The following is a 20,811-nucleotide window of genomic DNA, read 5'->3' as shown; positions in this document are numbered from 1 at the left end:
GCGCACGATCTTCACGTTGCGCGACGCAGCGCCTGTTCAAAGTGACCGCGGAAAAGGGGAATCCCATGCTGTCCTGGAGCCGTAAACATATGACGTGGGTCATCGTGCTGACCGTGCTTGTCACTGCCGTCGTGGTCGTGATCGGGCTCAACTTCACCACCTCTGAAAAGCATATCGAGCGCCGTATCGATCATCACTACGCGATCAGTGACGAACAGTACGAGCGGGAGATGGCGGTCATGCTCGGGCCGGGCATTCTGACTGGCAACAAGGTGGAGGCACTCAACAACGGTCGCCAGATCTTCCCGGCGATGCTGGAGGCAATCCGTTCCGCCCGAGCCTCGATCACCTTTGAGACCTACATCTACTGGTCTGGCGAAATCGGCCGCGAGTTCAGCGATGCGCTGTCCGAGCGGGCACGCGCGGGCCTGCCTGTGCACGTGACCATCGACTGGGTGGGCAGCCTGAAGATGGATGAGGCACTGCTCAAGTCGATGGAGGATGCCGGGGTTGAGGTGCAGCGCTACCGCCCGCTGCACTGGTACAGCCTCACCCGGATGAACAATCGCACCCACCGCAAACTGCTGGTGATCGACGGCCGCGTCGGGTTCACCGGTGGCGTGGGCATCGCCGACCAGTGGGAAGGCAAAGCCGAGGATCCCGATCACTGGCGCGACATGCACTTCCGCATCGAAGGACCCGCCGTCGCCCAGGTCCAGGCGGCCTTCAACGACAACTGGATCAAGACAACCGGCGTGGTGCTAAGCGGCCCGACCTATTTTCCGCTGCTGGAGCCCGTGGGCGACATGGACGCGCACATGATCATCGCCTCGCCGGCCGGCGGCAGCGAGAGCATGCACCTGATGTACCTCATGTCCATCGCCGCCGCGCAGCAGTCCATCGACCTGGCGGCGGCTTACTTCGTGCCAGACGAGCTGATCATCGCAGCGCTCCTGGCCGCGCGCGAGCGCGGCGTCCGCATCCGCGTGCTACTGCCCGGGCCGCATATCGACTCCGCCTCGGTGCGGGTGTCGTCGCGTTCGACCTGGGGCGCGCTGCTGCGCAACGGCGTGGAGATCCACGAGTACCAGCCGACCATGATGCACACCAAGCTGCTGGTGGTGGACGGCGAGATGACGTCGGTCGGCTCCACCAACTTCGATATCCGCTCCTTCCGGCTCAATGACGAGGCGAGCCTGAACATCTACGACGCCGACTTTGCGCAGGCGATGACGGCAGTGTTCGAGCATGACCTGCAGTCCGCCAAGCGCTACACCCACGAGATGTGGGTCAACCGGCCATGGCGGGAGAAAATGGCAGAGCGCTTTACCCTGCCCTTCAAGTCCCAGTTGTGATCGAGCCCTCCGGAGTTTGTTGATGTCCAGGTCGTTGCGCCTCGTCTCCATTCTGCTCGCCGGCGCATTGATGGTGCTCCTTGTTTTCGGCGTTGCCGCGCAGGACACGCTGCCCGGCGGCGGAGCTGCTGGGGTCGCCGCCACGGTCACTTCGGACGAGGTCGATGCGACAGAAGTGCCTGACGACGACGCGCTGACCCTGCAGGTTGCCCGCAGACTGCAGAAAGCCGACGGCATGCAGGACGTCAACGTGACAGTCACCGGCGGCGTTGCCCGCCTCGAGGGCAGCGTGTTGGAGGTGGAGGACCGCACACTCGCCGAGCAGATTGCCAGTCAACACCCCGGCATCAGCGCGGTGGAGAACCAGGTGACGCTCACCACGCACCTGATCGACCGCTTCGACGCCGCGACCGCTATCGCGATGGACAAGGTCTTCCGCCTGTTGTCGGCCCTGCCCCTGCTGATCGTTGCGGTGGCAATGGTGCTGGGGTCTTGGTGGCTGGGGCGCTGGCTTGGCCGACGCATCGGTCAACACAAACTGCACACCAGCAACCCCTATATCAACGGGCTGGCGCGCAACCTCGTTCAATGGCTGGTGTTGATCATCGGTGTGCTGGCCGCACTGAACCTGCTGGGTGCGACTTCGCTGCTCGGTGCGGTGCTCGGCTCGGCGGGAGTCGTCGGGCTGGTGCTCGGCTTTGCATTCAAGGACATTGCCGAGAATTACGTTGCCGGCGTCCTGTTGGGCCTGCGGCGCCCATTCTCACCCGGCGACACCCTGCGCATCGAGTCCTACGAAGGCAAGGTCGTCGCCCTTACCTCGCGCGCGACTATCCTGATGACACTGGACGGAAACCGACTCAGCCTGCCCAACTCGCTGGTGTTCAAGTCGGTGGTGCTCAACTTCACCAGCAATCCACGGCGGCGCTTTGACTTCGTGATTCCGGTGGATGGCGCGTCGTCGATGGGCACCGCGCAGGAGGTGGGCCTGCAACGCATTGCCGGCATAGACGGCGTGCTGCTCGATCCGCGACCGTCCTCGATCATCAACAGCTATGATGGCAACGAGATCCGCATCCAGTTTTTTGGCTGGATCGACCAGCGCCAGAACGACCTCGGGGGTGTTCGCAGCGCGGCGATCCGCGCGGTGCGCAACGGCTTCTTCCTTGCCGGTATCCAGATGCCGCGCTCCGTCCAGCACGTCGTCTCGATGCCCGGCCCGGACGCCTCCGCCTCAGCCGCCGAGCCCACTGCAGCCGAAGCGGTGGCCCTGGACGAAAGCCCGGATAGCGCGCCCCAGGACACCTCCATCAACCGCGACATCGACCAGCAGCTCGCCGACGAGCAACGCGCACACTCTCCCGAAGACCTGATGTCACCGGAATCCTGAACTCCATGAGCACAAAATTGTGATGCCATCCGCCGCCATCCGCCCTGCTTTGCTGCCTTTCTTTATCCTGGCGTCGCTCGCCGTCGTGGCTCCGGCCTCCGCCCAGGACCTGATGTCGCCAGAACTCCCCGCGACCCCGGAAGCCTGCGCCGCGCTGGGCCTGGATGTGGAAAGGCTGGCCTGCTACGACAACGTGTTTGCGCGCCGCGCGACCGACACCGCTCGCGCTGACAGCGATGCGGATTCCGCACGCGAGAAGCGGGCCGCGCGGGCGGCGCAGGATGTCCAGGACGGCGCGGCCACCCCCGCCGCGGCAAGGGCGCGTCTGGTGGCCGGCAACCTTTTCAGCACCGATACCGGTGACGACGCACTGGTTGAGCGCATTGCCAACGCAGGCAAGGGAGGATTGCTGGACAGTCGCTGGGAGTTGGCGCGCGATTCCAAGCTGGGCATTTTCAACCTGCGCGCCTACAAGCCGGTGTACCTGCTGCCGGCCGTCTGGAACAGCAGCCCCAACAAGCATCCCACCAGCTCCGATGCCAACATTCCCGCGCAGCCGGTTTCGCTGAAAAGCGTTGAAGCCAAGTTCCAGGTCAGCTTCAAGACCAAGGCACTTGAGAACCTGATCGGCAACAACGGCGACCTCTGGATGGGCTACACGCAGACCTCCCACTGGCAGGTCTACCAGGGCGACGATTCGCGCCCGTTTCGCGAATCCAACTACGAGCCGGAGGTCATGCTGGTCTTCCGCAACAACTACGGGCTGCCCGGCGGCTGGCGCGGGCGGATGCTGGGTGTTGGTGTCAACCACCAGTCCAACGGGCGTGCCGATCCGCTTTCGCGCAGTTGGAACCGGGTGATGGTCAACATCGGCATGGATCGCGAGGACTGGGCGCTGATGGTGCGGCCATGGTGGCGGCTGTCGGACGGCAGCGACGACGACAACCCCGACATCGAGAACTACATGGGCCGGGCCGATGCAACGCTGGTGCATGTGCGCGACGGGCACGAGTTCGCCTTGATGGCGCGGCATTCCCTTCGTACCGGCAGCGATTCGCGCGGGGCGTTGCAGTTCGACTGGGGTTTCCCGCTGACCCGCACGCTGCGCGGCCACGTGCAGGTGTTCGATGGCTATGGCGAGAGCCTGATCGACTACAACCACCGCTCCACCCAGGTCGGCCTGGGGATCTCGCTGCTGGAGTGGTTCTGAGGCCGACCCTGGTCCGCGGTCAGGCTTCTGCCAACTGCAGTGGGATCGTGCCGATCCGTGCCTGCCACTCGCGCGGACCGGTGACGTGCACCGACTCGCCGGTTGAATCCACTGCAACGGTCACCGGCATGTCCTGCACGGTGAACTCGTAGATCGCTTCCATCCCAAGATCCTCGAACGCGACCACGCGCGCGGCCTTGATCGCCTTCGAGACCAGATACGCGGCGCCGCCCACGGCCATGAGGTACACGGACTTGTGGCGGCGGATAGATTCGATGGCCTCGCTGCCCCGCTCGGCCTTGCCGACCATGCCCAGCAGGCCGGTCTGGCTGAGCACCTGCTCGGTGAACTTGTCCATGCGCGTCGCGGTGGTCGGACCGGCCGGTCCCACGACTTCGTCGCGGACCGGATCGACCGGACCGACGTAGTAAATGAAGCGACCCTTGAAGTCGACCGGCAGCGGCTCGCCGGCATCGAGCATGCCGACAATGCGCTTGTGCGCCGCGTCGCGGCCGGTCAGCAACTTGCCGTTGAGCAGGATCGTCTCACCGGGTTGCCAGCTGGCAACATCCTCGGCGGTGACCGTATCGAGATCCACGCGGCGGCCCTTGGATGCGTCATAGGTGAGCTGCGGCCAGTCTTCCAGTGACGGCGGGTCCAGCATCACCGGACCGCTGCCGTCCAGGGTGAAGTGGGCGTGGCGGGTGGCGGCGCAGTTGGGAATCAGCGCCACGGGCAGGTTGGCCGCGTGCGTCGGGAAATCCTTGACCTTGACGTCCAGCACCGTGGTCAGGCCGCCGAGGCCCTGGGCGCCGATGCCCAGGCCGTTGACCTTGTCGAACAGCTCGATCCGCAGCTCTTCGGCGCGGTTGGACGCGCCGCGCGCTTTCAGCTCGGTGATGTCGATCGGCTCCATCAGCGATTCCTTCGCCAGCAGCATCGCCTTCTCCGCGGTACCGCCGATGCCGATCCCCAGCATGCCCGGCGGGCACCAGCCTGCACCCATCGTCGGCACGGTCTTCATCACCCAGTCGACCACGGAGTCGGAGGGGTTGAGCATGGCGAATTTGGCCTTGGCCTCCGAGCCGCCGCCCTTGGCTGCGACGATCACATCGACCGTATGGCCGGGAACGACCTTGACGTTGACCACGCCAGGCGTGTTGTCCCGGGTGTTGATGCGCTTGCCAGCCGGATCGGCCAGCACGCTGGCGCGGAGCTTGTTGTCGGGATGGGCGTAGGCGCGGCGCACGCCCTCGTGGACCATGTCCTCGACGCCCATGGTGGCGTCATCCCAGCGCACGTCCATGCCGATTTCCAGGAACACCGTAACAATGCCCGTGTCCTGGCAGATCGGCCGGTGGCCTTCGGCGCACATGCGCGAGTTGATCAGGATCTGCGCGATCGCATCCTTGGCCGCGGCACTTTCCTCACGCTCGTAGGCCGCCGCGAGGCTCTTGATGTAGTCCACCGGGTGGTAGTACGAGATGTACTGCAACGCGTCGGCAACGGACTGGATGAAGTGCTCCTGCCGGATCGAGACGGGCTGGTGGACGGCAGACGGGTTGGCGGCATTGCTCACGGCGCGGACTTCAGGCTGGCGGAGGGGTTGTCATTCTAACGGCCCGGGCTCCAACGGGCGCGCGCCGCCCTGGCGGCACTTGCCCCGATGGCTGGCGGCCTCTCCCGCCGCCAGCCCTCCCCTGTCAATCAGGAGCAGCCACCGCAGCAGTCGCTGCCTTCGCCACTGTGCGGTGCCGCGTTGCTGGCAGGGTAGCCCGCTGCGACCAGCGCATCGATGGCCTGCTGCTGGGTGATTAAACCTTCGACGCGAACCTGCTGGTCGGCGACGTTGACGGTGACCTGCGCGGTGGGGTCCTGCGCGAGGATGGCTTTCTGGATGGCGTCACCGCACTTGTCGCAGGTGATCTTTTCAACTTCGAGCAACATGGACTTCAACTCCTGATGAGCGTGGATATCGAGTGGATGCAGCATGGGTTCAAATGATCGCCTGCGCCTTGACCCTGATCAGGCGAGCGGGAAAATCCTCGGCGGCCTACGAAGGGGTTGCTCCAGCGGTGGTCCTTGATTCACGCGCCGGAGAGACCGGGATTGGCAGAATTGCGCCCTGACAAGCAGGTGCAATCGCGTGCCTTCGCCCGCAGGATGGACGACCTTTGGATTCCAGCTTTCCTCATACCCGAGCCCTGACCAGCCGTGAGGGGCTCGGCGGACCGAGCCGCGCGCATTGGCGACGGGTAGACCGGCATGGCTGAGACGAAGACGGCCGCCCACGGCCCGCTCCGCCGCCCCAGCGCCAAGCCCTCGCTGCGCGAGCGCTTCGACGCACTGCGAAACCTCCCGCCTTTCCTGCGCATGATCTGGGCGACCAGCCGGTCGCTGACACTCGTGACCCTCGGCCTGCGCGTGGTGCGCGCGCTCGTGCCGATCGCCACGCTCTACATCGGCAAGCTGATCATCGACGAGGCGATCCGCCTGGTCGCCATAGGCAACGTTTTCGACACCCTCCAGGTGGCGTGGCAGAGCGGCCAGCTGAATTACCTGGCGACATTGCTGGCGATGGAGTTCGGGCTGGCGATCGCCTCGGACCTGCTGGGACGACTGACCAGTTACGGCGACGGACTGCTCTCGGAGCTTTTCACCAACGCGACCAGCGTGCGCCTGATGGAACATGCCGCGACCCTGGACCTGCAGGACTTCGAGGATCCCGACCTGCAGGACAAGCTCGATCGCGCGCGGCGCCAGACGATGGGGCGGCAAAACCTGCTCAGCCAGCTGTTCGGCCAGTTGCAGGACGCGATCACGGTGGTCAGCTTCGCGATCGGCCTGCTGGTGTACGCGCCGTGGCTGATCGCCCTGCTCGCGGTGGCCCTCATTCCGGCCTTCCTGGGCGAGGCGCATTTCAACGCGCTGGGCTACTCGATCAACTTCGCCTGGACGCCCGAGCGCCGGCAGCTGGAGTACGTGCGCCAGATGGGCGCGAGCGTGGAGACGGCCAAAGAGGTCAAGATCTTCAACCTCCACCGCTTCCTGGTGGCCCGCTACACCGAGCTGGCTGACAAGTTCTACCTCGTCAACCGCGCGCTTGCCCGTCGACGCGCGCTGTGGGGTTCAGCGCTGGCGGCGCTGGGGACGCTGGGGTACTACGCGGCCTACGCCTACATCGCCTGGCGCACCGTGCGCGGGGACTTCAGCATCGGCGACCTGACCTTCCTGGCCGGCAGCTTTCGCCGTCTGCGCCAGCTGCTGGAGGGCCTGCTGGTCGGCTTCTCCCAGGTTGCCGGGCAGGCGCTGTACCTGGACGACCTGTTCTCGTTTTTCGCCACCCAGCCCCGGATTATCTCTCCCACTGACCCCGTTGCGTTCCCGCAGCCGATACGCAGCGGCTTCGTGTTCGAGAACGTTGGCTTCCGCTATCCGGACGCCAACAAGTGGGCACTGCGGGGTCTGGACTTCGAGCTGCGCGCTGGCGAGGTGCTTGCCCTGGTCGGCGAGAACGGTGCGGGCAAGACCACGCTGGTGAAGCTGCTCGCACGTCTCTACGACCCGGTCGAAGGCCGCATCCTGCTGGACGGGCGCGACCTGCGCGAATACGACCTCGACGAGCTCCGCGCCAACGTCGGCGTGATCTTCCAGGACTTCGTGCGCTACCACCTCACCGTGGGCGAGAACATCGGCGTCGGCCAGATCAACGCGATGGACGATCACGGCCGCATCCGCGAGTCCGCGCGACGCGCAATGGCGGAAGACATGATCGAGCGCCTGCCTGACCGCTACGAGCAGCTGATCGGGCGCCGTTTCAAGACCGGCGTGGACCTGTCCGGCGGCGAGTGGCAGAAGATCGCGATCGCCCGCGCCTACATGCGCGATGCGCAGGTGATGATCCTCGACGAGCCGACTGCGGCGCTGGACGCGCGGGCCGAGTTCGAGGTCTTCCAGCGATTCAAGGAATTGTCCGCGGAAAAGACCGCCGTGCTGATCTCGCACCGGTTTTCCAGCGTTCGCATGGCCGACCGGATCCTGGTGCTGGCCGACGGCGGGCTGGAGGCAAGCGGCACCCACGAGGAGCTGCTTGCCGCCGGCGGCCGCTATGCGGAACTGTTCGAACTTCAGGCCGCGGGATATCGCTGAGCGACGCGTCTCAGAACAGTGACGCCTGCGGCGGTTCGGGGGCGGAGTAGTCCAGCTTGCCGTCGACAATCCGGGCCGCCGAGGTATAGGGATGCTCGTCGCTGCGCCCCGGCGCCATCAGGTGGATGACCTCCCAGCCCTGCGCCTTGAAATCATCCGAGATGAGGCCGCGGTGGCACTGCCACCACACCGCCTCGGCGCACATGATCGCGACGCGCTCCTGCAGCGCCAGATCGGCGAGTCGGTCACGTGCCGCCTCGTAACCCGGTGTCTCCATGTAGTCCGCGTAGCCGCGGAAACTGTCGTTGCGCCAGGCCGTGTTATGCGTGTTGGGGTCGACCTTGCGGCGCCCGCCCAGGTCGGTCATCGGAACGAATCGAATGCCGGTGGCGGGCATCTCGCGCGCCATCGCCTCGGCACTGAACTGCGGATTGCGGCGTGAGCCAGGAAAACGGCGGACGTCGACAAGCGCGGTAATCCCGGCGTCGTTCAGCATTCCCACGAAAACCGGCCACTCGCGGGTGGAGTGGCCAATCGTCCAAAGCGTTCCTGTGTGACTCAGCATGCGTTTCAGCGTGCCAGCCACGGCGTGAAGCCACGTTGACGCCTCCCCCGATACGGTAGCCGCATCCATGGAGACCAACATGCCCGATACAGCACGCAGCAATGACGCCCCGCCCGCGGAAACCTATTCGCACCGCGCAGGGGATCCAGATGCGGAGTCGTTGCCAGTGGCCCGGAAGGAGGAGCCCGGCGTAGAACACGGTCTGGCTCGAACCGCGCGGATCATCGGCTTCCTGCTCAAGTACCGCAATTCAGGGGTGTTTGGCGGGCTCGATCTGAGCGACGCGCTCGACAATGGCGAGGCGGTGGCCGCTGACGGCACGGCGGAGCAGTTCGTCGATGACCTGGAGGCACTCGGCCCCACCTTCGTCAAGATCGGCCAGACGCTCTCCACGCGTCCCGACATGGTCCCCCAGGAATACGTCGAGGCGCTGGAGCGGATGCAGGACGACGTCTCCCCGCTGCCGTTCCCGGTCGTGCGTGAGGCGATCGAAGACGCACTTGGCTTCCGCCTGACCAAGGCCTACGCCAGTTTCGATGAGCAGCCGCTGGGCTGCGCGTCATTGGCCCAGGTGCACCGCGCCACCCTGCGCGACGGCACCCCGGTCGCGGTCAAGGTGCAACGCCCGCACGCGGTCGAGCAGATCCGTGCCGATCTCGACGCCCTGGCGTCCATCGCCGGACGGGTGGATCAGGCGACCGACCTGGGCCGGCGCATCCACTTCGCCGATTGGGTGCATGAGTTCCGCAAGACCCTGCTCGCCGAATTGGACTACCGGGCCGAGGCCGAGAATCTGGAACGCTTCGGCGAGCACTTCGCCGGATATCCGGAGCTGACCGTGCCCAAGCCGATCTGGGACCTGACCCGCACCCGGCTGATGACGATGGAACTCGTGGTCGGCACCAAGGTCACCGAGATCAGCGGCATGCGCCGCGCCGAGGAGCCGATGGGCCACCTGGCCACGGCCCTCATGCGTGGCTACCTGGACCAGACCTTCATCCACGGCGAGATCCACGCCGATCCGCACCCCGGCAACCTGCTGGTGACCGACGACGGGCGCCTGGCGGTGTTCGACCTGGGCATGGTCGCGCACGTCCCGCCCAAGCAGCGGGAGCGCTTGCTGAAACTGCTGTTCGCGGCGGTGGACGGACGCGGCGAGGACGTCGCCGCCGAAGGCATCGCCATGGGCACGCGCCTGGAGGACTTCGACGGCGAGGCCTACCTGCGCGAGGTCAGCCAGCTCGTATCCCGCTACGCCGCCCACTCCACACGCAGCCACGGCACCCACATGTCCGAGGGTCGGCTGGTGCTGGACCTGGCCCGCATCGCGACCGCCTGCGGACTGCGGACGCCGCCGGAGATGAGCCTGCTGGGCAAGACGCTGCTCAGCCTGGAATCGGTCTGCGTGGCGCTGGACCCCAACATGGACGTCAAGAGCCTGGTCGAGGACCACCTGCAGCACGTCATGCGCGAGCGGCTGCGCAAAACCCTGTCGCCGTCGAACCTGGCCGGGGAGATGATCGAGCTGCACGAGTTGCTGCGCGAGGCGCCTCGCAAGATCGGCGACGCGCTTTCGCTGATTGCTGACAACCGCCTGCAGATGCGGATCACAGGCCTGGACAACTCCCAGTTGCTGGAGGCGCTGCAGAAGATCGCCAACCGGATCGCCGCCGGTGCGGTCACCGCCGCGCTGATTCTCGCCGCCGCGTTCATGATGCGTGCCGGCGAAGGTCCGAAATTGTTGGGTTACCCGGCCGTTGCGATGATCCTGCTGGCACTGGGCGCTGGGCTGGGCGTGGCAATTGTACTCAGCGCGTTGCTGGGCGATCGACGCGCGAAGCCGCGTGAAGAACGCGGCCCACGCTGACCCGCGCAGCTTTGACCTCAATCAAGCGCGCCCGGGCGATAACGTCCATAGTTGCCGCATAACGATTACTGGAGCCATGTGAATGAAGATCCTTCTTGCCGTTGACGGCAGTGAAAACAGCACCCGTGCCGCAAACTTCGTCGCCAAGCTCGCCAGGAGCCTGTCCACGCCGGCACAGATCATCCTGCTGCACGCCGATGTGCCCTTGCTTGCGGGTGTGAAGGACGCACTGGGGACCCAGGGGACCCTTGACTACCACGCCGACAACAGCCGTTACGCACTCAAGGACGCCCGCGCGGTATTGACTGATGCGGGATTGGAATTCGATGCGCGTGCGGTGGTGGAGGATGCCGACAAGGCGATCGTTGAAATCGCCGCCAACGATGCCGTCGACATGGTGGTCATGGGATCGCGTGGACGCACCGCGTTGCGGGGGTTCCTGCTCGGTTCAACCGCGACCAAGGTGATTGCCCAGGCCGGCGTACCGGTAACCGTCGTCCGCTGACGGATGTACCTGCCAGCCCGCGCCGGGGTCCGCCCGGCGCGATCGGCTAAAATACGCGTTCCCACGTCTCCCACGCAGTACTTTCCGCTATGTCATCTGCCTTCGGCACCGAAACCGTGCTGGACGTCCGTCACTGGACGGACGACTACTTCAGCTTCACCACCACCCGCGACGACGGCTTCCGGTTCGAGAACGGGCAGTTCGTGATGATCGGCCTGGATGTGCCGCAGCCCGACGGCTCGACCAAGCCGCTGATGCGGGCGTATTCCATCGCCAGCGCGAACTGGGAGGAGCAGCTCGAGTTCTTCTCCATCAAGGTGGCCAACGGTCCACTGACGTCGCGCCTGCAGCACATCCAGCCCGGCGATGCGATCCGGATCGGGCGCAAACCCACCGGCACGCTGCTGATCCATGATCTGCATCCGGGCCGTAACCTCTACCTGCTGGGGACCGGCACGGGCTTCGCGCCCTGGCTGTCGATCATCAAGGATCCAGAAGTCTACGAACGTTTCGAGCGGATCATCCTGACCCACGGCGTGCGCCGCGAGGCCGACCTTGCGTACCGGGATTACATCCTCAAGGAACTGCCCAACCATCAGTTCCTGGGCGAGGAGATCAGCGCCAAGCTGCGCTACTACCCGGCCGTCACCCGCGAGCCGTTTGTTTTTGACGGCCACGATCACCGGGGCCGGATGACCGACCTGATGGCCAGCGGCCAGATGATGGAGCACCTGGGTCTTGAGCCGCTCGACCCCGCGCATGACCGCGCGATGGTCTGTGGCAGTCCGCAGATGCTTGCCGACTTCCGCACGCTCCTGGACGGTCGCGGGTTCACTGCCGCACCGCGGATCGGCGTGCCCGGCGACTATGTCTTCGAGCGCGCGTTCGTCGAGAAATAAGCGACGTACGCGACCAGCCCGGCCCCGCGCTTCCTGTCAACGGCTTCCCCGCATTCCCGGGCGCGGCCACAATCGGGCTCCCCGCGCTTCGGGGTCCCGTTTTCCGCAAGGTCACACCCAATGCCTCAAGCCACTGATACGACGACCGACACGCTGTCCGACACCGCCGCCGCAAGCGCGGCGACCGACAGCCGCCACGCTGCCCGCGTAGCCACGCAGATCGCGGGCACGATCGCCGGTGAAATCGGTGCCCGCCCGGCGCAGGTGCTGGCGGCGATCGGTCTGCTGGACGAAGGCGCGACGGTGCCGTTCATCGCGCGCTACCGCAAGGAGGTTACCGAAGGCCTGGACGACACCCAGCTGCGCAACCTGGAGACGCGCCTGATCTACCTGCGCGAGCTGGAAGAGCGCCGCGCGACCGTGCTGGCCAGCATCGAGGAACAGGGCAAGCTCACCGACGAGCTGCGCGCCGACATCGAGGCGGCCGACAGCAAATCCCGTCTGGAGGACCTCTACCTGCCCTACAAGCGCAAGCGTCGCACGCGCGCCCAGATCGCCCGCGAGGCGGGCCTGGAGCCGCTTGCCGACGGCCTGCTGGCGGATCCGTCGCAGATCCCGGAAACCGCAGCCGCCGCCTTCGTCGATGCCGAAAAAGGCGTGGACGACGTCAAGGCCGCGCTGGAGGGCGCCCGGGCGATCCTGATGGAGCGCTGGGGCGAGGACGCGGCTCTCGTGGGCGAGCTTCGGGAGTGGCTGAGCGAGGTGGGCGTGATCCGCGCACGCGTCATCGAGGGCAAGGAGGCCGAGGGCGCCAAGTACCGCGATTATTTCGACCATTCCGAGCCGCTGTCGCGGATCCCGTCGCACCGGCTGCTCGCGCTGCTGCGCGCGCGTCGCGAGGAGTTCATCCAGCTCGACCTGGACCCGGGCAAGGACGCGGACGCCGGCCATGCGCAGGCCGAGGCACGGGTCGCGCACCACGCCGGCGTCGCCAACCGCGAGCGGCCCGCCGACGCCTGGCTGCTCAATGCGTGCCGGCTGACCTGGAAGGCCAAGCTGCACCTGCACCTGCTGCTCGACCTGTTCGGCCAGGCGCGCGAGAAGGCGGAGGCGGAAGCCATCGCCATCTTCGGCGACAACCTCAAGGACCTGCTGCTGGCCGCTCCCGCGGGGCCCAAAGCGGTGCTGGGGCTGGACCCCGGCCTGCGAACCGGTGTCAAGGTCGCCGTGGTGGACGCGACCGGCAAGCTGGTCGCCACCGACACCATCTTCCCGCACCAGCCGCGCAACCAGTGGGACGGCTCGCTGCACCTGCTACGCGCGATGTGTGTGAAACACGGCGTGCAACTGATCGCGATCGGCAACGGCACCGCATCGCGCGAGACCGACAAACTGGCCGGCGACCTGATCAGGATGGCGCCCGAACTCAAGATGCAGAAAATCGTCGTCAGCGAGGCCGGCGCATCGGTGTACTCGGCCTCCGAGCTGGCGGCGAAGGAATTTCCGGATCTGGACGTCTCGATCCGCGGCGCGGTGTCGATTGCACGCCGCCTGCAGGACCCGCTGGCGGAGCTGGTCAAGATCGAACCCAAGGCGATCGGCGTCGGCCAGTACCAGCACGACGTGGACGCCTACCGGCTTGCCCGCGCGCTGGATGCTCGCGTCGAGGACTGCGTCAACGCGGTGGGCGTGGACGTCAACACCGCCTCCGCCGCCCTGCTCGCCCGGGTCTCGGGCCTGAGTTCGACCGTGGCCGAGAACATCGTCGTGTACCGCGACGAGAACGGCGCGTTCAACAATCGCAAATCACTGCTCAAGGTGCCGCGCCTGGGCGACAAGACCTTCGAGCAGTGCGCGGGCTTCCTGCGCGTGGCCGATGGCGACCAGCCGCTGGACGCCTCCTCGGTGCATCCCGAGGCGTACCCGGTGGTGGAGCGCATCGTCCAGCACAGCGGCCGCGCGGTGAAGCAGCTGATCGGCGACAGCGCGTTTCTGCGCAGCGTGGATGCGAGCTCCTACACCGACGAGCGCTTCGGCCTGCCGACCGTGCGCGACATCCTCAAGGAGCTGGAAAAGCCCGGTCGCGACCCGCGTCCCGAGTTCAAGGCCGCGCGCTTCGCCGAGGATGTCCAGGAGTTGAAGGACCTCAAGCCGGGCATGGTCCTGGAGGGCGTGGTCAGCAACGTGGCGGCGTTCGGCGCGTTCGTCGACATCGGCGTGCACCAGGACGGACTGGTCCACATCTCGATGCTCGCCGACCGCTACGTCAAGGATCCGCGCGAGGTGGTAAAGGCCGGGGACGTGATCAAGGTGAAGGTGCTGGAGGTCGACATACCGCGCAAGCGCATCGCCCTGACCTGCCGCCTGGAGGAGACGCCGCCGCCGGCGAAACCCGCTGGCGCCGAGAGATCAGCTCCGGGTGCCGGTGGCGACCGGGGCCGGAGGGAGCCGCCGCGCCCACGTGGAGGCACGGACAAGCGCCGGCCCGCACCCGCACCTGCACCTGCAAAGGTGCCTGCCCGGCCGATGGCCCCGCCTGCAAACAACGCCTTGGCCGCAGCATTTGCGCGGGCCAGGGAAAAGAACTGAGACTGGATCTGCCGGCCGCTCAAAGCTCGCCGTGACGCAGCCACAGCGAGGCTTCCGACTCGATCTCGAACACACGTGCAACGAACCCCCGCTCGCGGGCGAGGATCTCGGTGGTTTCGTTCTGCCACGAGCGTGCCGTGTCAACACCGACGTAGGCCGTACGAACCTTCTCCAGGCCCAGCCCGCTCAAGTGGTGGATGAATTGCTCCAGCTCGTCAAGGGTCAGGGAGCCGCCGACGGTACTGTCAATGACCAGCAACATCGGCACGCCCGCGCTCATGGCTTCCCTGGCAATAAGGGCCCAATATTCCCTGGACACCTCCAGACTGCCGGTCACTCCAGTGACTGACGCGCGCAGACGGTTACCGTCGCGTCGAAATTCGATCTGAAAGCTCGATCCATTGACAATGAGCGTGCTGGGCTCGGGTTCCATCAACACGAACTGCCCCGCCCGGGACCTGTGGATCTGCGGCTTCCGGGAGCCGCGTCGCTGATCATTTACACATCGCTCCTCGGTGTTAAGGGCCGCAGCTTAACCGCTCGGATCAGACCTGCGCATCCTTCAGGAATTTTCCGCACCATCAGCGTAACTGGCTGTCCTTGCTGCCGCGGCGGTTGTAACCGCTTTCAGCGCGCTGGTTATCCTCGGCCTGCTGGCAGACCACGCAGAGCCGGACGCCGGGTACCGCTTCGCGCCGCGCCTCCGGAATCGCCTCATCGCACTCCTCGCAATGCAGCAATCCGGGTCCCGTGGCCAAACGGCTGCGTGCGCGCTTCACCGCGTCCTCGACCGTCGCGTCAATCTGGTCCTGGACTGCGCCGTCGCCTGCCCATCCGGTTGCCATGTCTTTCCTCCGTTCCACCGTTTCCTGCTACAACCAGAATAGCGCCGGGCACCGCAACACAGCGTTAGCGGCGCGTCGGGCCGGGTGTATGATTCAGCGGGCAGACGGGGGGCCGTTTTGATGCGAAGACAGACGTTGGGCGCAGGATATCTGCGCGATCGGGGCACTGACGCTTACTTGCGCCCAGGGGACGACGCCGAATGAATCGTCGCGAAGCGCGAAACCCACTATGGGTGAGTCGCCTCATCTATCCCTATCGGGTGGTGGGCATGGCGCTGGGCGGGCTGTCGGTGTCGGCAGTGCTGTACGAGCTCCATGCGCCGTGGTTCGCGTGGGCGTTCATGGTCGCAGGATGCCTGCTCTGGCCCCATCTCGCCTATTGGCGCTCAAGCCGGTCCGCCGATCCGACGCGCGCAGAGAAACACAACCTGCTGATCGACTCGGCGATTGCGGGTGCCATGGTGCCGATGATGCATTTCAATGTGTTGCCCAGCACTCTGCTCATCACGCTCACGACGGTGGACAAGCTCAGCACCGGCTTCCGGCGATTATGGCTGCATTCCTTGCCGGTACTGGTCCTTGGCGGCGTGGCGAGCGCCGTGCTGCTCGGCACGGGATTCCGTCCATTGACATCGATGCCGGTGCTGTTGGCGTGCCTGCCGATGCTGCTGATCCACATGATCGCGGTCAGCGTCGGCCGCTATCAGCTGATCCGCAAAGTCACCAAACAGAACCGCGAACTGGATCGAATCCGCCGCATCGACACCCTCACCGGCCTTTCGCGGCGGGGACCGTGGGAGGAGCAGGCACAGCAGCTGCTGGCCAACTCTCGGCCCGACCGGCAGGACTGCATCCTGTTGATCGACGTGGACCGTTTCAAGCAGATCAATGATCAACACGGACACGGAGCAGGCGATGCGACGCTGCGCGAGCTGGCGGAAAGGATGCGGCGGGTGATGCGGCCGCACGACCACGTCGGCCGGCGCGGCGGAGACGAATTTGCCGTATTGCTGCCTGAAACCACCCAGGTCGAAGCACTCGCGATTGCCGAACGCCTGCGTCGCGAAGTCGAGCAGATCCGCCTTGCCGATTACCCCGGAGTGATTCCCACCGTCAGCATAGGGCTGGCTGTGGCGCCAGCGCAGCCCACCCAGCCCGATACCTGGCTGGACATCTGGTTGGAACACGCCGACAACGCGCTCTACCGCGCAAAAGACCGTGGTCGGAACGTGGTCATGGCCTGAGCCCAACCGGCGGCGACGTTTTGTCATCCGCCCCGGGGTTCGCCGTGTCCCCGGTGATCCGTCCATCGGTCAGCGTAACGGTGCGGTCACATTGCGCGGAAAGTCGGGGATCGTGGGTCACCAGCAGGACGGCGCAGCCGAACTCACTGTTGAACTTGCGGAACAGGGCGAAGACGTCTTCCGCGGTCCTGCTGTCCAGGTTCCCGGTCGGCTCGTCGGCCAACAGCAGGGCCGGGCGCGTGACCAACGCCCGCGCCACGGCGACCCGTTGCTGCTGACCGCCGGAGAGCTGGTCGGGCCTGCGGTCGTCGAACCCCTTCAAGCCCACGTCCTGCAGCAGGCCTGCAGCCATCGCCCGCTGCTCCGCGGTCGGCTTGCCCCCGGCGACCATCAGCGGCATCAGCACGTTCTCCAGCGCGGTAAACGCCTGGATCAGGTGGTGGAACTGGAACACGAAGCCGATCGAGTGGCCACGAACCGCGGTGCGGCGAACGTCGTCCATTGCCGTCGTGGCTTCACCGAGCAGCCAGATCTCCCCGTCCGTTGGCGTGTCCAGCAGCCCGATCAGGTTGAGCAGCGTGCTTTTTCCCGACCCCGATGCGCCGACCAGAGCGGCGAAATCGCTGCGCTGCAGGCGCAGGTCCAGACCGTGCAGCACCTCCACCTCGGTGGGCAGGCCGACGTTGTAGCTCTTGCGAACGTGCTCCAGGCGCAGCACTTCCTGCTGGTGGTCGTGAGCGTTCGCGGCCGCCCGCAACGTGTTCTGCCCGGGCTCAGACATGGCGAATCGCCACGACCGGGTCCAGACGCGCCGCCCGGCGTGCCGGAATGGCAGCGGCTATGACTCCGGTAAGCGTCGCCAGCGCAGTGGCCGCCACGAGCAGCCATGGGTTGACCGGGATATAGAACAGGCGCGGGCCGAAGTTGTTGAACGCCACCACCAGCCCGACTCCGCTGATGCCACCCAGCAGCGAGCCCAGCAGCCCGAACAGCGCGCCCTGGATCAGGAACACGCGCAGCATCTGCGCCCGGGTAATGCCGATCGCCCGCAGGATGCCGATCTCGCGCGTGCGCTGGACCACGCTCACCGACAGCACGCTGGCGATGCCCAGGGCGACGCTCAGGGCGACGAACACGCTGATCATGGTGGTCGACATGCTCTGGCTGCGCAGCGCGTTGAGCAACTGCGCGTTGGTCTCCATCCAGCTCTCGACTTTCTGCCCGGTGAGCCGGCGGATGTGGGTGGCAATGGTGTCGGCTTTGAAGATGTCGTTGACCGTCAGGTCGATCACGGTCGCCGCGCCGGGCAGGTCAAGCAGCGACTGCGCCTGGCTCATGTCGAGGTACACGTAACGCGCATCCAGCTCGCGCACGCCCAATTCGAAGATCCCGGCCACGTTGACCACGCTATCGCCGCCCTGCCCCGTTTCCAGGCGCAGCTTGTCGCCAACGCTGACGCCAAGGTCGATGGACAGCTGCTTGCCGATGACCGCCTCGCCGGCGCCGATGCGGAACGCGCCGGCAACGATGTCCTCGCTGACCGGCAGGATCTGCTGGTAGCGGCGCGGGTCGATGCCCACCAGCGCGACCGACTGCAGGGCTTCGCCGCGGCGCGCGAACGCCGGTCCGGAAATGATCGGCGATACCGCCGTGACCTGCGGGAAGTCATCCAGCACGTCGCGCAGTTGCTGCCAGTTGTTGATCGAGCGAAGCCGCTGCGCGCGCCTGGTCTCCAGCAGCATGCGCGTCGCCGGGCCGTCCAGCGGGACGATCCGGTTGACCTCGTCCGGCGGGGATAGCCTGATGTGGGACTGGGTTCCGAGGGTGCGGTCGACGATGTTGTGCTGCAGGCCGGTGATCAACGCGGTGATGAACACGATCACCGCGACGCCAACGCCGATGCCCACCAGGATGAGGGTGCTCTGGGCACGCCCCTCACGCAGGAAGCGGGTGGCGATGGTCCATTCGGTCCACACGGCGTCAGTCGAACTTGACCGGAATTTCGCGATCGGTCGCTGTGTCCGCGCGCTCCGACGGGATCTCCCCGAGTTGCGGTCGGACCCGGTCGCCGTCGGCCAGCGTTGCGCCTGGTGCACTCAGGACCACATCGCCCTCAACCAGGCCACCGGTGACCTCGGTGACGGTGATTCCACGCAGTCCCAAGGTCACCGGAGCGCGCTCGATGCGGCCGCCAACCATCTTCCACACCTGCGGGTTGCCGCGCGCGTCGCGCTCCAGGGCGTCGTTGGGGACTACCAGGGCGCGTTCGCGCCGCCCGGTTTCCACGTTGACTGAAACCGTCATGTCCTGGCGCAGGAATTCAGGCACCGGATCGAGTCGCAGCCGGATATCCACACTGCCGCGTTGCGGGTCCACCGCCGGCGCGATGAACGCGACCGTCGCAGGGAACGGGCGCTCGGGATACGCGTCGGCCACGCAGACGGCGGTTTGTTCCAGGGCGAGCACCGACAGGTTTTTCTCGTCGACCGGCACCAGCAATTCGGTCTCGCCCTCGCGGGCGATCTCGAACAGGACCTGCCCGGGCTGGACCACATCACCGGGCTCGGCATCGCGGGTCAACACGGTGCCGCCGACCTGGGCACGCACGCGGGTCTTCTCCAGCAAGGCCTTGGCTGCCGCCACCCGCTGGCGGGCTTCGGTCTCGCCGGGGTTGCCGGGCGACAGCGATCTTGCGCTGAGTTCCGCCTGCTCTAGCGCCGCGCGGGCGACGGCTTCGGCCTGCACGGATTGCTCCATCATTTCGCGCGACACCAGCTGCCGGGCGAACAATTCACGCCGGCGGACCGCCTCGCGACTGGCCTGGGTGAAAGCGGATCGGGCGCGGCGCAATGACGCATCGGCCTGCGGCTTGCCGGATTCCCGCAGATCGGCCAACGCGGCCTGCGCCTCGCCCAGCCGCGCCTGATAGTCATCGGCCTGTAGAACGGCCAACACATCACCGGCCGCGACCAAATCGCCCTCGCGAACCAAGCGCTGGGCGATGACGCCGGCGACCTGCGCGCCCACCTGCGCGCGCGACGCGGACGCAACCCGGCCAGTGGCGACGACCGTCTGCACCAGCGGCTGCGCCTGCAGCCGGTACGCCGGCACCGGCGGCCCCTGGACCTTCAGCACGACCAGCCAGCCGGCAACGACCAGCAAGGCCGCGAGGACCACCAGCAATGCAGCGCGTGTGCGGGTGAGTTTCAGCTCGGCCTCCAGCGGCTTCAGCGGGGAACAGGGAGTTGTGCGCAACGCCGCTCATCATACGGTCGCCGTCTGCGCGGGCGTACTTCCTCGCGCTAGACTGGTGCGGTCCAGCGAGACAAGGAGAACACCATGGCAAAGATGTGGATTGTGATCGGCGATCCCACCAGCGGCGGCGGCAAGGTCATCACCGGCTCGCCGTTTACCGATATCGATGGCAAGCCCGTGTCCCGGGTGACCGATCAGGCGACGTGCCCGACCCACAAGGGCAGTTTCCCGATCATCGACGGAGACGCGACCACCACGATTGATGGCCAGCCGGTTGCGGTCCACGGAAGCGCGCTGGCGTGTGGATGCAAGGTGCTGGCAGCCCGGCAGATGCGCGTGTCCCTGTAGCAGCCCGGCGTCGTAGCGACTCAGGCGCGGAGACGTATTGTTTGCGCCAGGATGCCGCCGCGGCGGGTGCGCGGCGGCCGTTCCGGCTACGCGTCGAGTTTCGCATCCATGGTGATGCTGGCGCCCTTGAGCACCTTGGATACCGGGCAGCCTTCCTTTGCCGCCGTCGCGATGCGCTGGAACGTCGCGTCATCGGCGCCAGGCACCTTGGCCTTGACGTCGAGATGGATGGTGGTGATTTCCAGCGCGTCCGGATCCAGCGTGACCGAGGCCGTGGTCTCGATCTTGTCCGGGGTCAGGTTTTCCTTGCCCAGCATCATCGAAAGCGCCATGGAGAAGCAGCCGGCGTGGGCAGCACCGATCAGTTCTTCCGGATTGGTGCCCGGGCCGTCTTCAAAGCGTGCCTTGAAGCCATAGGGCGCGTCGCGCAGCACGCCGGTCTCGGTCGAAATGCTGCCCTTGCCGGTCTTGACTTCGCCGGTCCAGACAGCCGATGCGGTCTTCTTCATGGGGTTCTCCTGATGACGGGTGGGGTGCCGATACGGGCAACAGCCGTAACCGGCGAACCCCCACTATGCCGTTTCGGATGC

19 protein-coding genes are annotated in these 20,811 nt (G+C 66.2%); 10 read left to right on the top strand and 9 right to left on the bottom strand.

What is annotated here, in order from left to right:
- Window positions 1–89 precede the first annotated feature (89 nt).
- From INQ42_RS05885 to INQ42_RS05875, 3 genes are read left to right on the top strand one after another with little or no spacing between them, the layout of a single operon-like run.
- Complete coding sequence (locus INQ42_RS05885; RefSeq protein ID WP_194035553.1) at window positions 90–1,355, top strand: phospholipase D-like domain-containing protein; 1,266 nt, start codon at window positions 90–92, stop codon at window positions 1,353–1,355.
- A 22-nt stretch (window positions 1,356–1,377) separates the two neighbouring features.
- Complete coding sequence (locus INQ42_RS05880; protein ID WP_194035552.1) at window positions 1,378–2,745, top strand: mechanosensitive ion channel family protein; 1,368 nt, start codon at window positions 1,378–1,380, stop codon at window positions 2,743–2,745.
- A 22-nt stretch (window positions 2,746–2,767) separates the two neighbouring features.
- Window positions 2,768–3,955 carry a phospholipase A gene (locus INQ42_RS05875; RefSeq protein WP_194035551.1) on the top strand — a complete coding sequence of 396 codons (1,188 nt, stop codon included), beginning with the start codon at window positions 2,768–2,770 and terminating at the stop codon, window positions 3,953–3,955.
- A gap of 19 nt (window positions 3,956–3,974) precedes the next feature.
- Here the strand turns inward: INQ42_RS05875 and INQ42_RS05870 are convergent, their stop codons facing one another.
- Together INQ42_RS05870 and INQ42_RS05865 are read right to left on the bottom strand one after the other, a co-directional pair.
- Entirely contained in the window at window positions 3,975–5,534 is a 1,560-nt protein-coding gene (locus tag INQ42_RS05870; RefSeq protein WP_194035550.1) for a fumarate hydratase, read from the bottom strand.
- A 128-nt stretch (window positions 5,535–5,662) separates the two neighbouring features.
- A complete protein-coding gene (locus INQ42_RS05865) occupies window positions 5,663–5,947 on the bottom strand; it encodes a heavy-metal-associated domain-containing protein (protein WP_052497485.1) in 285 nt (94 codons plus the stop codon).
- A gap of 273 nt (window positions 5,948–6,220) precedes the next feature.
- On the opposite strand from INQ42_RS05865, the gene INQ42_RS05860 reads away from it, so the two are divergent.
- Window positions 6,221–8,104, top strand: coding sequence for an ABC transporter ATP-binding protein (locus INQ42_RS05860; protein ID WP_194035549.1), 1,884 nt, complete (start codon window positions 6,221–6,223; stop codon window positions 8,102–8,104).
- Window positions 8,105–8,114: 10 nt separating this feature from the next.
- Here the strand turns inward: INQ42_RS05860 and INQ42_RS05855 are convergent, their stop codons facing one another.
- Window positions 8,115–8,669 carry a DUF488 domain-containing protein gene (locus INQ42_RS05855; RefSeq protein WP_194035548.1) on the bottom strand — a complete coding sequence of 185 codons (555 nt, stop codon included), beginning with the start codon at window positions 8,667–8,669 and terminating at the stop codon, window positions 8,115–8,117.
- 79 nt (window positions 8,670–8,748) lie between these two features.
- On the opposite strand from INQ42_RS05855, the gene INQ42_RS05850 reads away from it, so the two are divergent.
- The 4 genes from INQ42_RS05850 to INQ42_RS05835 all read left to right on the top strand — a co-directional run bounded on the left by INQ42_RS05850 (window position 8,749) and on the right by INQ42_RS05835 (window position 14,529).
- Window positions 8,749–10,536, top strand: a complete 1,788-nt coding sequence (locus INQ42_RS05850; protein ID WP_343224913.1) for an ABC1 kinase family protein — start codon at window positions 8,749–8,751, stop codon at window positions 10,534–10,536.
- An 82-nt stretch (window positions 10,537–10,618) separates the two neighbouring features.
- Complete coding sequence (locus INQ42_RS05845) at window positions 10,619–11,041, top strand: universal stress protein (protein WP_194035546.1); 423 nt, start codon at window positions 10,619–10,621, stop codon at window positions 11,039–11,041.
- Window positions 11,042–11,130: 89 nt separating this feature from the next.
- Window positions 11,131–11,940 (top strand): ferredoxin--NADP reductase, encoded by an 810-nt coding sequence (locus INQ42_RS05840; RefSeq protein WP_194035545.1) that lies wholly within the window; start codon window positions 11,131–11,133, stop codon window positions 11,938–11,940.
- A 120-nt stretch (window positions 11,941–12,060) separates the two neighbouring features.
- Window positions 12,061–14,529, top strand: a complete 2,469-nt coding sequence (locus INQ42_RS05835) for a Tex family protein (RefSeq protein WP_194035544.1) — start codon at window positions 12,061–12,063, stop codon at window positions 14,527–14,529.
- A 19-nt stretch (window positions 14,530–14,548) separates the two neighbouring features.
- On the opposite strand, the gene INQ42_RS12895 is transcribed toward INQ42_RS05835, so the two are convergent.
- Together INQ42_RS12895 and INQ42_RS05825 are read right to left on the bottom strand one after the other, a co-directional pair.
- A complete protein-coding gene (locus INQ42_RS12895; RefSeq protein WP_194037414.1) occupies window positions 14,549–14,809 on the bottom strand; it encodes a hypothetical protein in 261 nt (86 codons plus the stop codon).
- A gap of 301 nt (window positions 14,810–15,110) precedes the next feature.
- Window positions 15,111–15,374 carry a DksA/TraR family C4-type zinc finger protein gene (locus INQ42_RS05825; protein WP_194035542.1) on the bottom strand — a complete coding sequence of 88 codons (264 nt, stop codon included), beginning with the start codon at window positions 15,372–15,374 and terminating at the stop codon, window positions 15,111–15,113.
- 269 nt (window positions 15,375–15,643) lie between these two features.
- On the opposite strand from INQ42_RS05825, the gene INQ42_RS05820 reads away from it, so the two are divergent.
- A complete protein-coding gene (locus INQ42_RS05820; protein ID WP_248285390.1) occupies window positions 15,644–16,618 on the top strand; it encodes a sensor domain-containing diguanylate cyclase in 975 nt (324 codons plus the stop codon).
- Here the strand turns inward: INQ42_RS05820 and INQ42_RS05815 are convergent.
- From INQ42_RS05815 to INQ42_RS05805, 3 genes are read right to left on the bottom strand one after another with little or no spacing between them, the layout of a single operon-like run.
- A complete protein-coding gene (locus INQ42_RS05815; protein WP_194035540.1) occupies window positions 16,608–17,399 on the bottom strand; it encodes an ABC transporter ATP-binding protein in 792 nt (263 codons plus the stop codon). The genes INQ42_RS05820 and INQ42_RS05815 overlap by 11 nt on opposite strands.
- Complete coding sequence (locus INQ42_RS05810; RefSeq protein ID WP_194035539.1) at window positions 17,392–18,594, bottom strand: ABC transporter permease; 1,203 nt, start codon at window positions 18,592–18,594, stop codon at window positions 17,392–17,394. Before INQ42_RS05810 ends, INQ42_RS05815 begins: the two co-directional genes overlap by 8 nt.
- A 4-nt stretch (window positions 18,595–18,598) precedes the next feature.
- Window positions 18,599–19,873 carry an efflux RND transporter periplasmic adaptor subunit gene (locus INQ42_RS05805; RefSeq protein ID WP_228064456.1) on the bottom strand — a complete coding sequence of 425 codons (1,275 nt, stop codon included), beginning with the start codon at window positions 19,871–19,873 and terminating at the stop codon, window positions 18,599–18,601.
- Window positions 19,874–19,957: 84 nt separating this feature from the next.
- Between INQ42_RS05805 and INQ42_RS05800 the strand changes: the two genes are divergently transcribed.
- On the top strand, window positions 19,958–20,221 hold the full coding sequence (locus INQ42_RS05800; RefSeq protein WP_228062636.1) for a PAAR domain-containing protein: 264 nt from the start codon (window positions 19,958–19,960) through the stop codon (window positions 20,219–20,221).
- Window positions 20,222–20,307: 86 nt separating this feature from the next.
- On the opposite strand, the gene INQ42_RS05795 is transcribed toward INQ42_RS05800, so the two are convergent.
- Window positions 20,308–20,730 (bottom strand): OsmC family protein, encoded by a 423-nt coding sequence (locus INQ42_RS05795; protein ID WP_193986994.1) that lies wholly within the window; start codon window positions 20,728–20,730, stop codon window positions 20,308–20,310.
- Window positions 20,731–20,811: the final 81 nt, after the last annotated feature.

The sequence above is a fragment of the Lysobacter avium genome, from assembly GCF_015209745.1.
GTDB classification, from domain to species: Bacteria; Pseudomonadota; Gammaproteobacteria; order Xanthomonadales; family Xanthomonadaceae; genus Novilysobacter; species Novilysobacter avium.
This window is presented reverse-complemented; position numbering and strand designations above follow the sequence as displayed.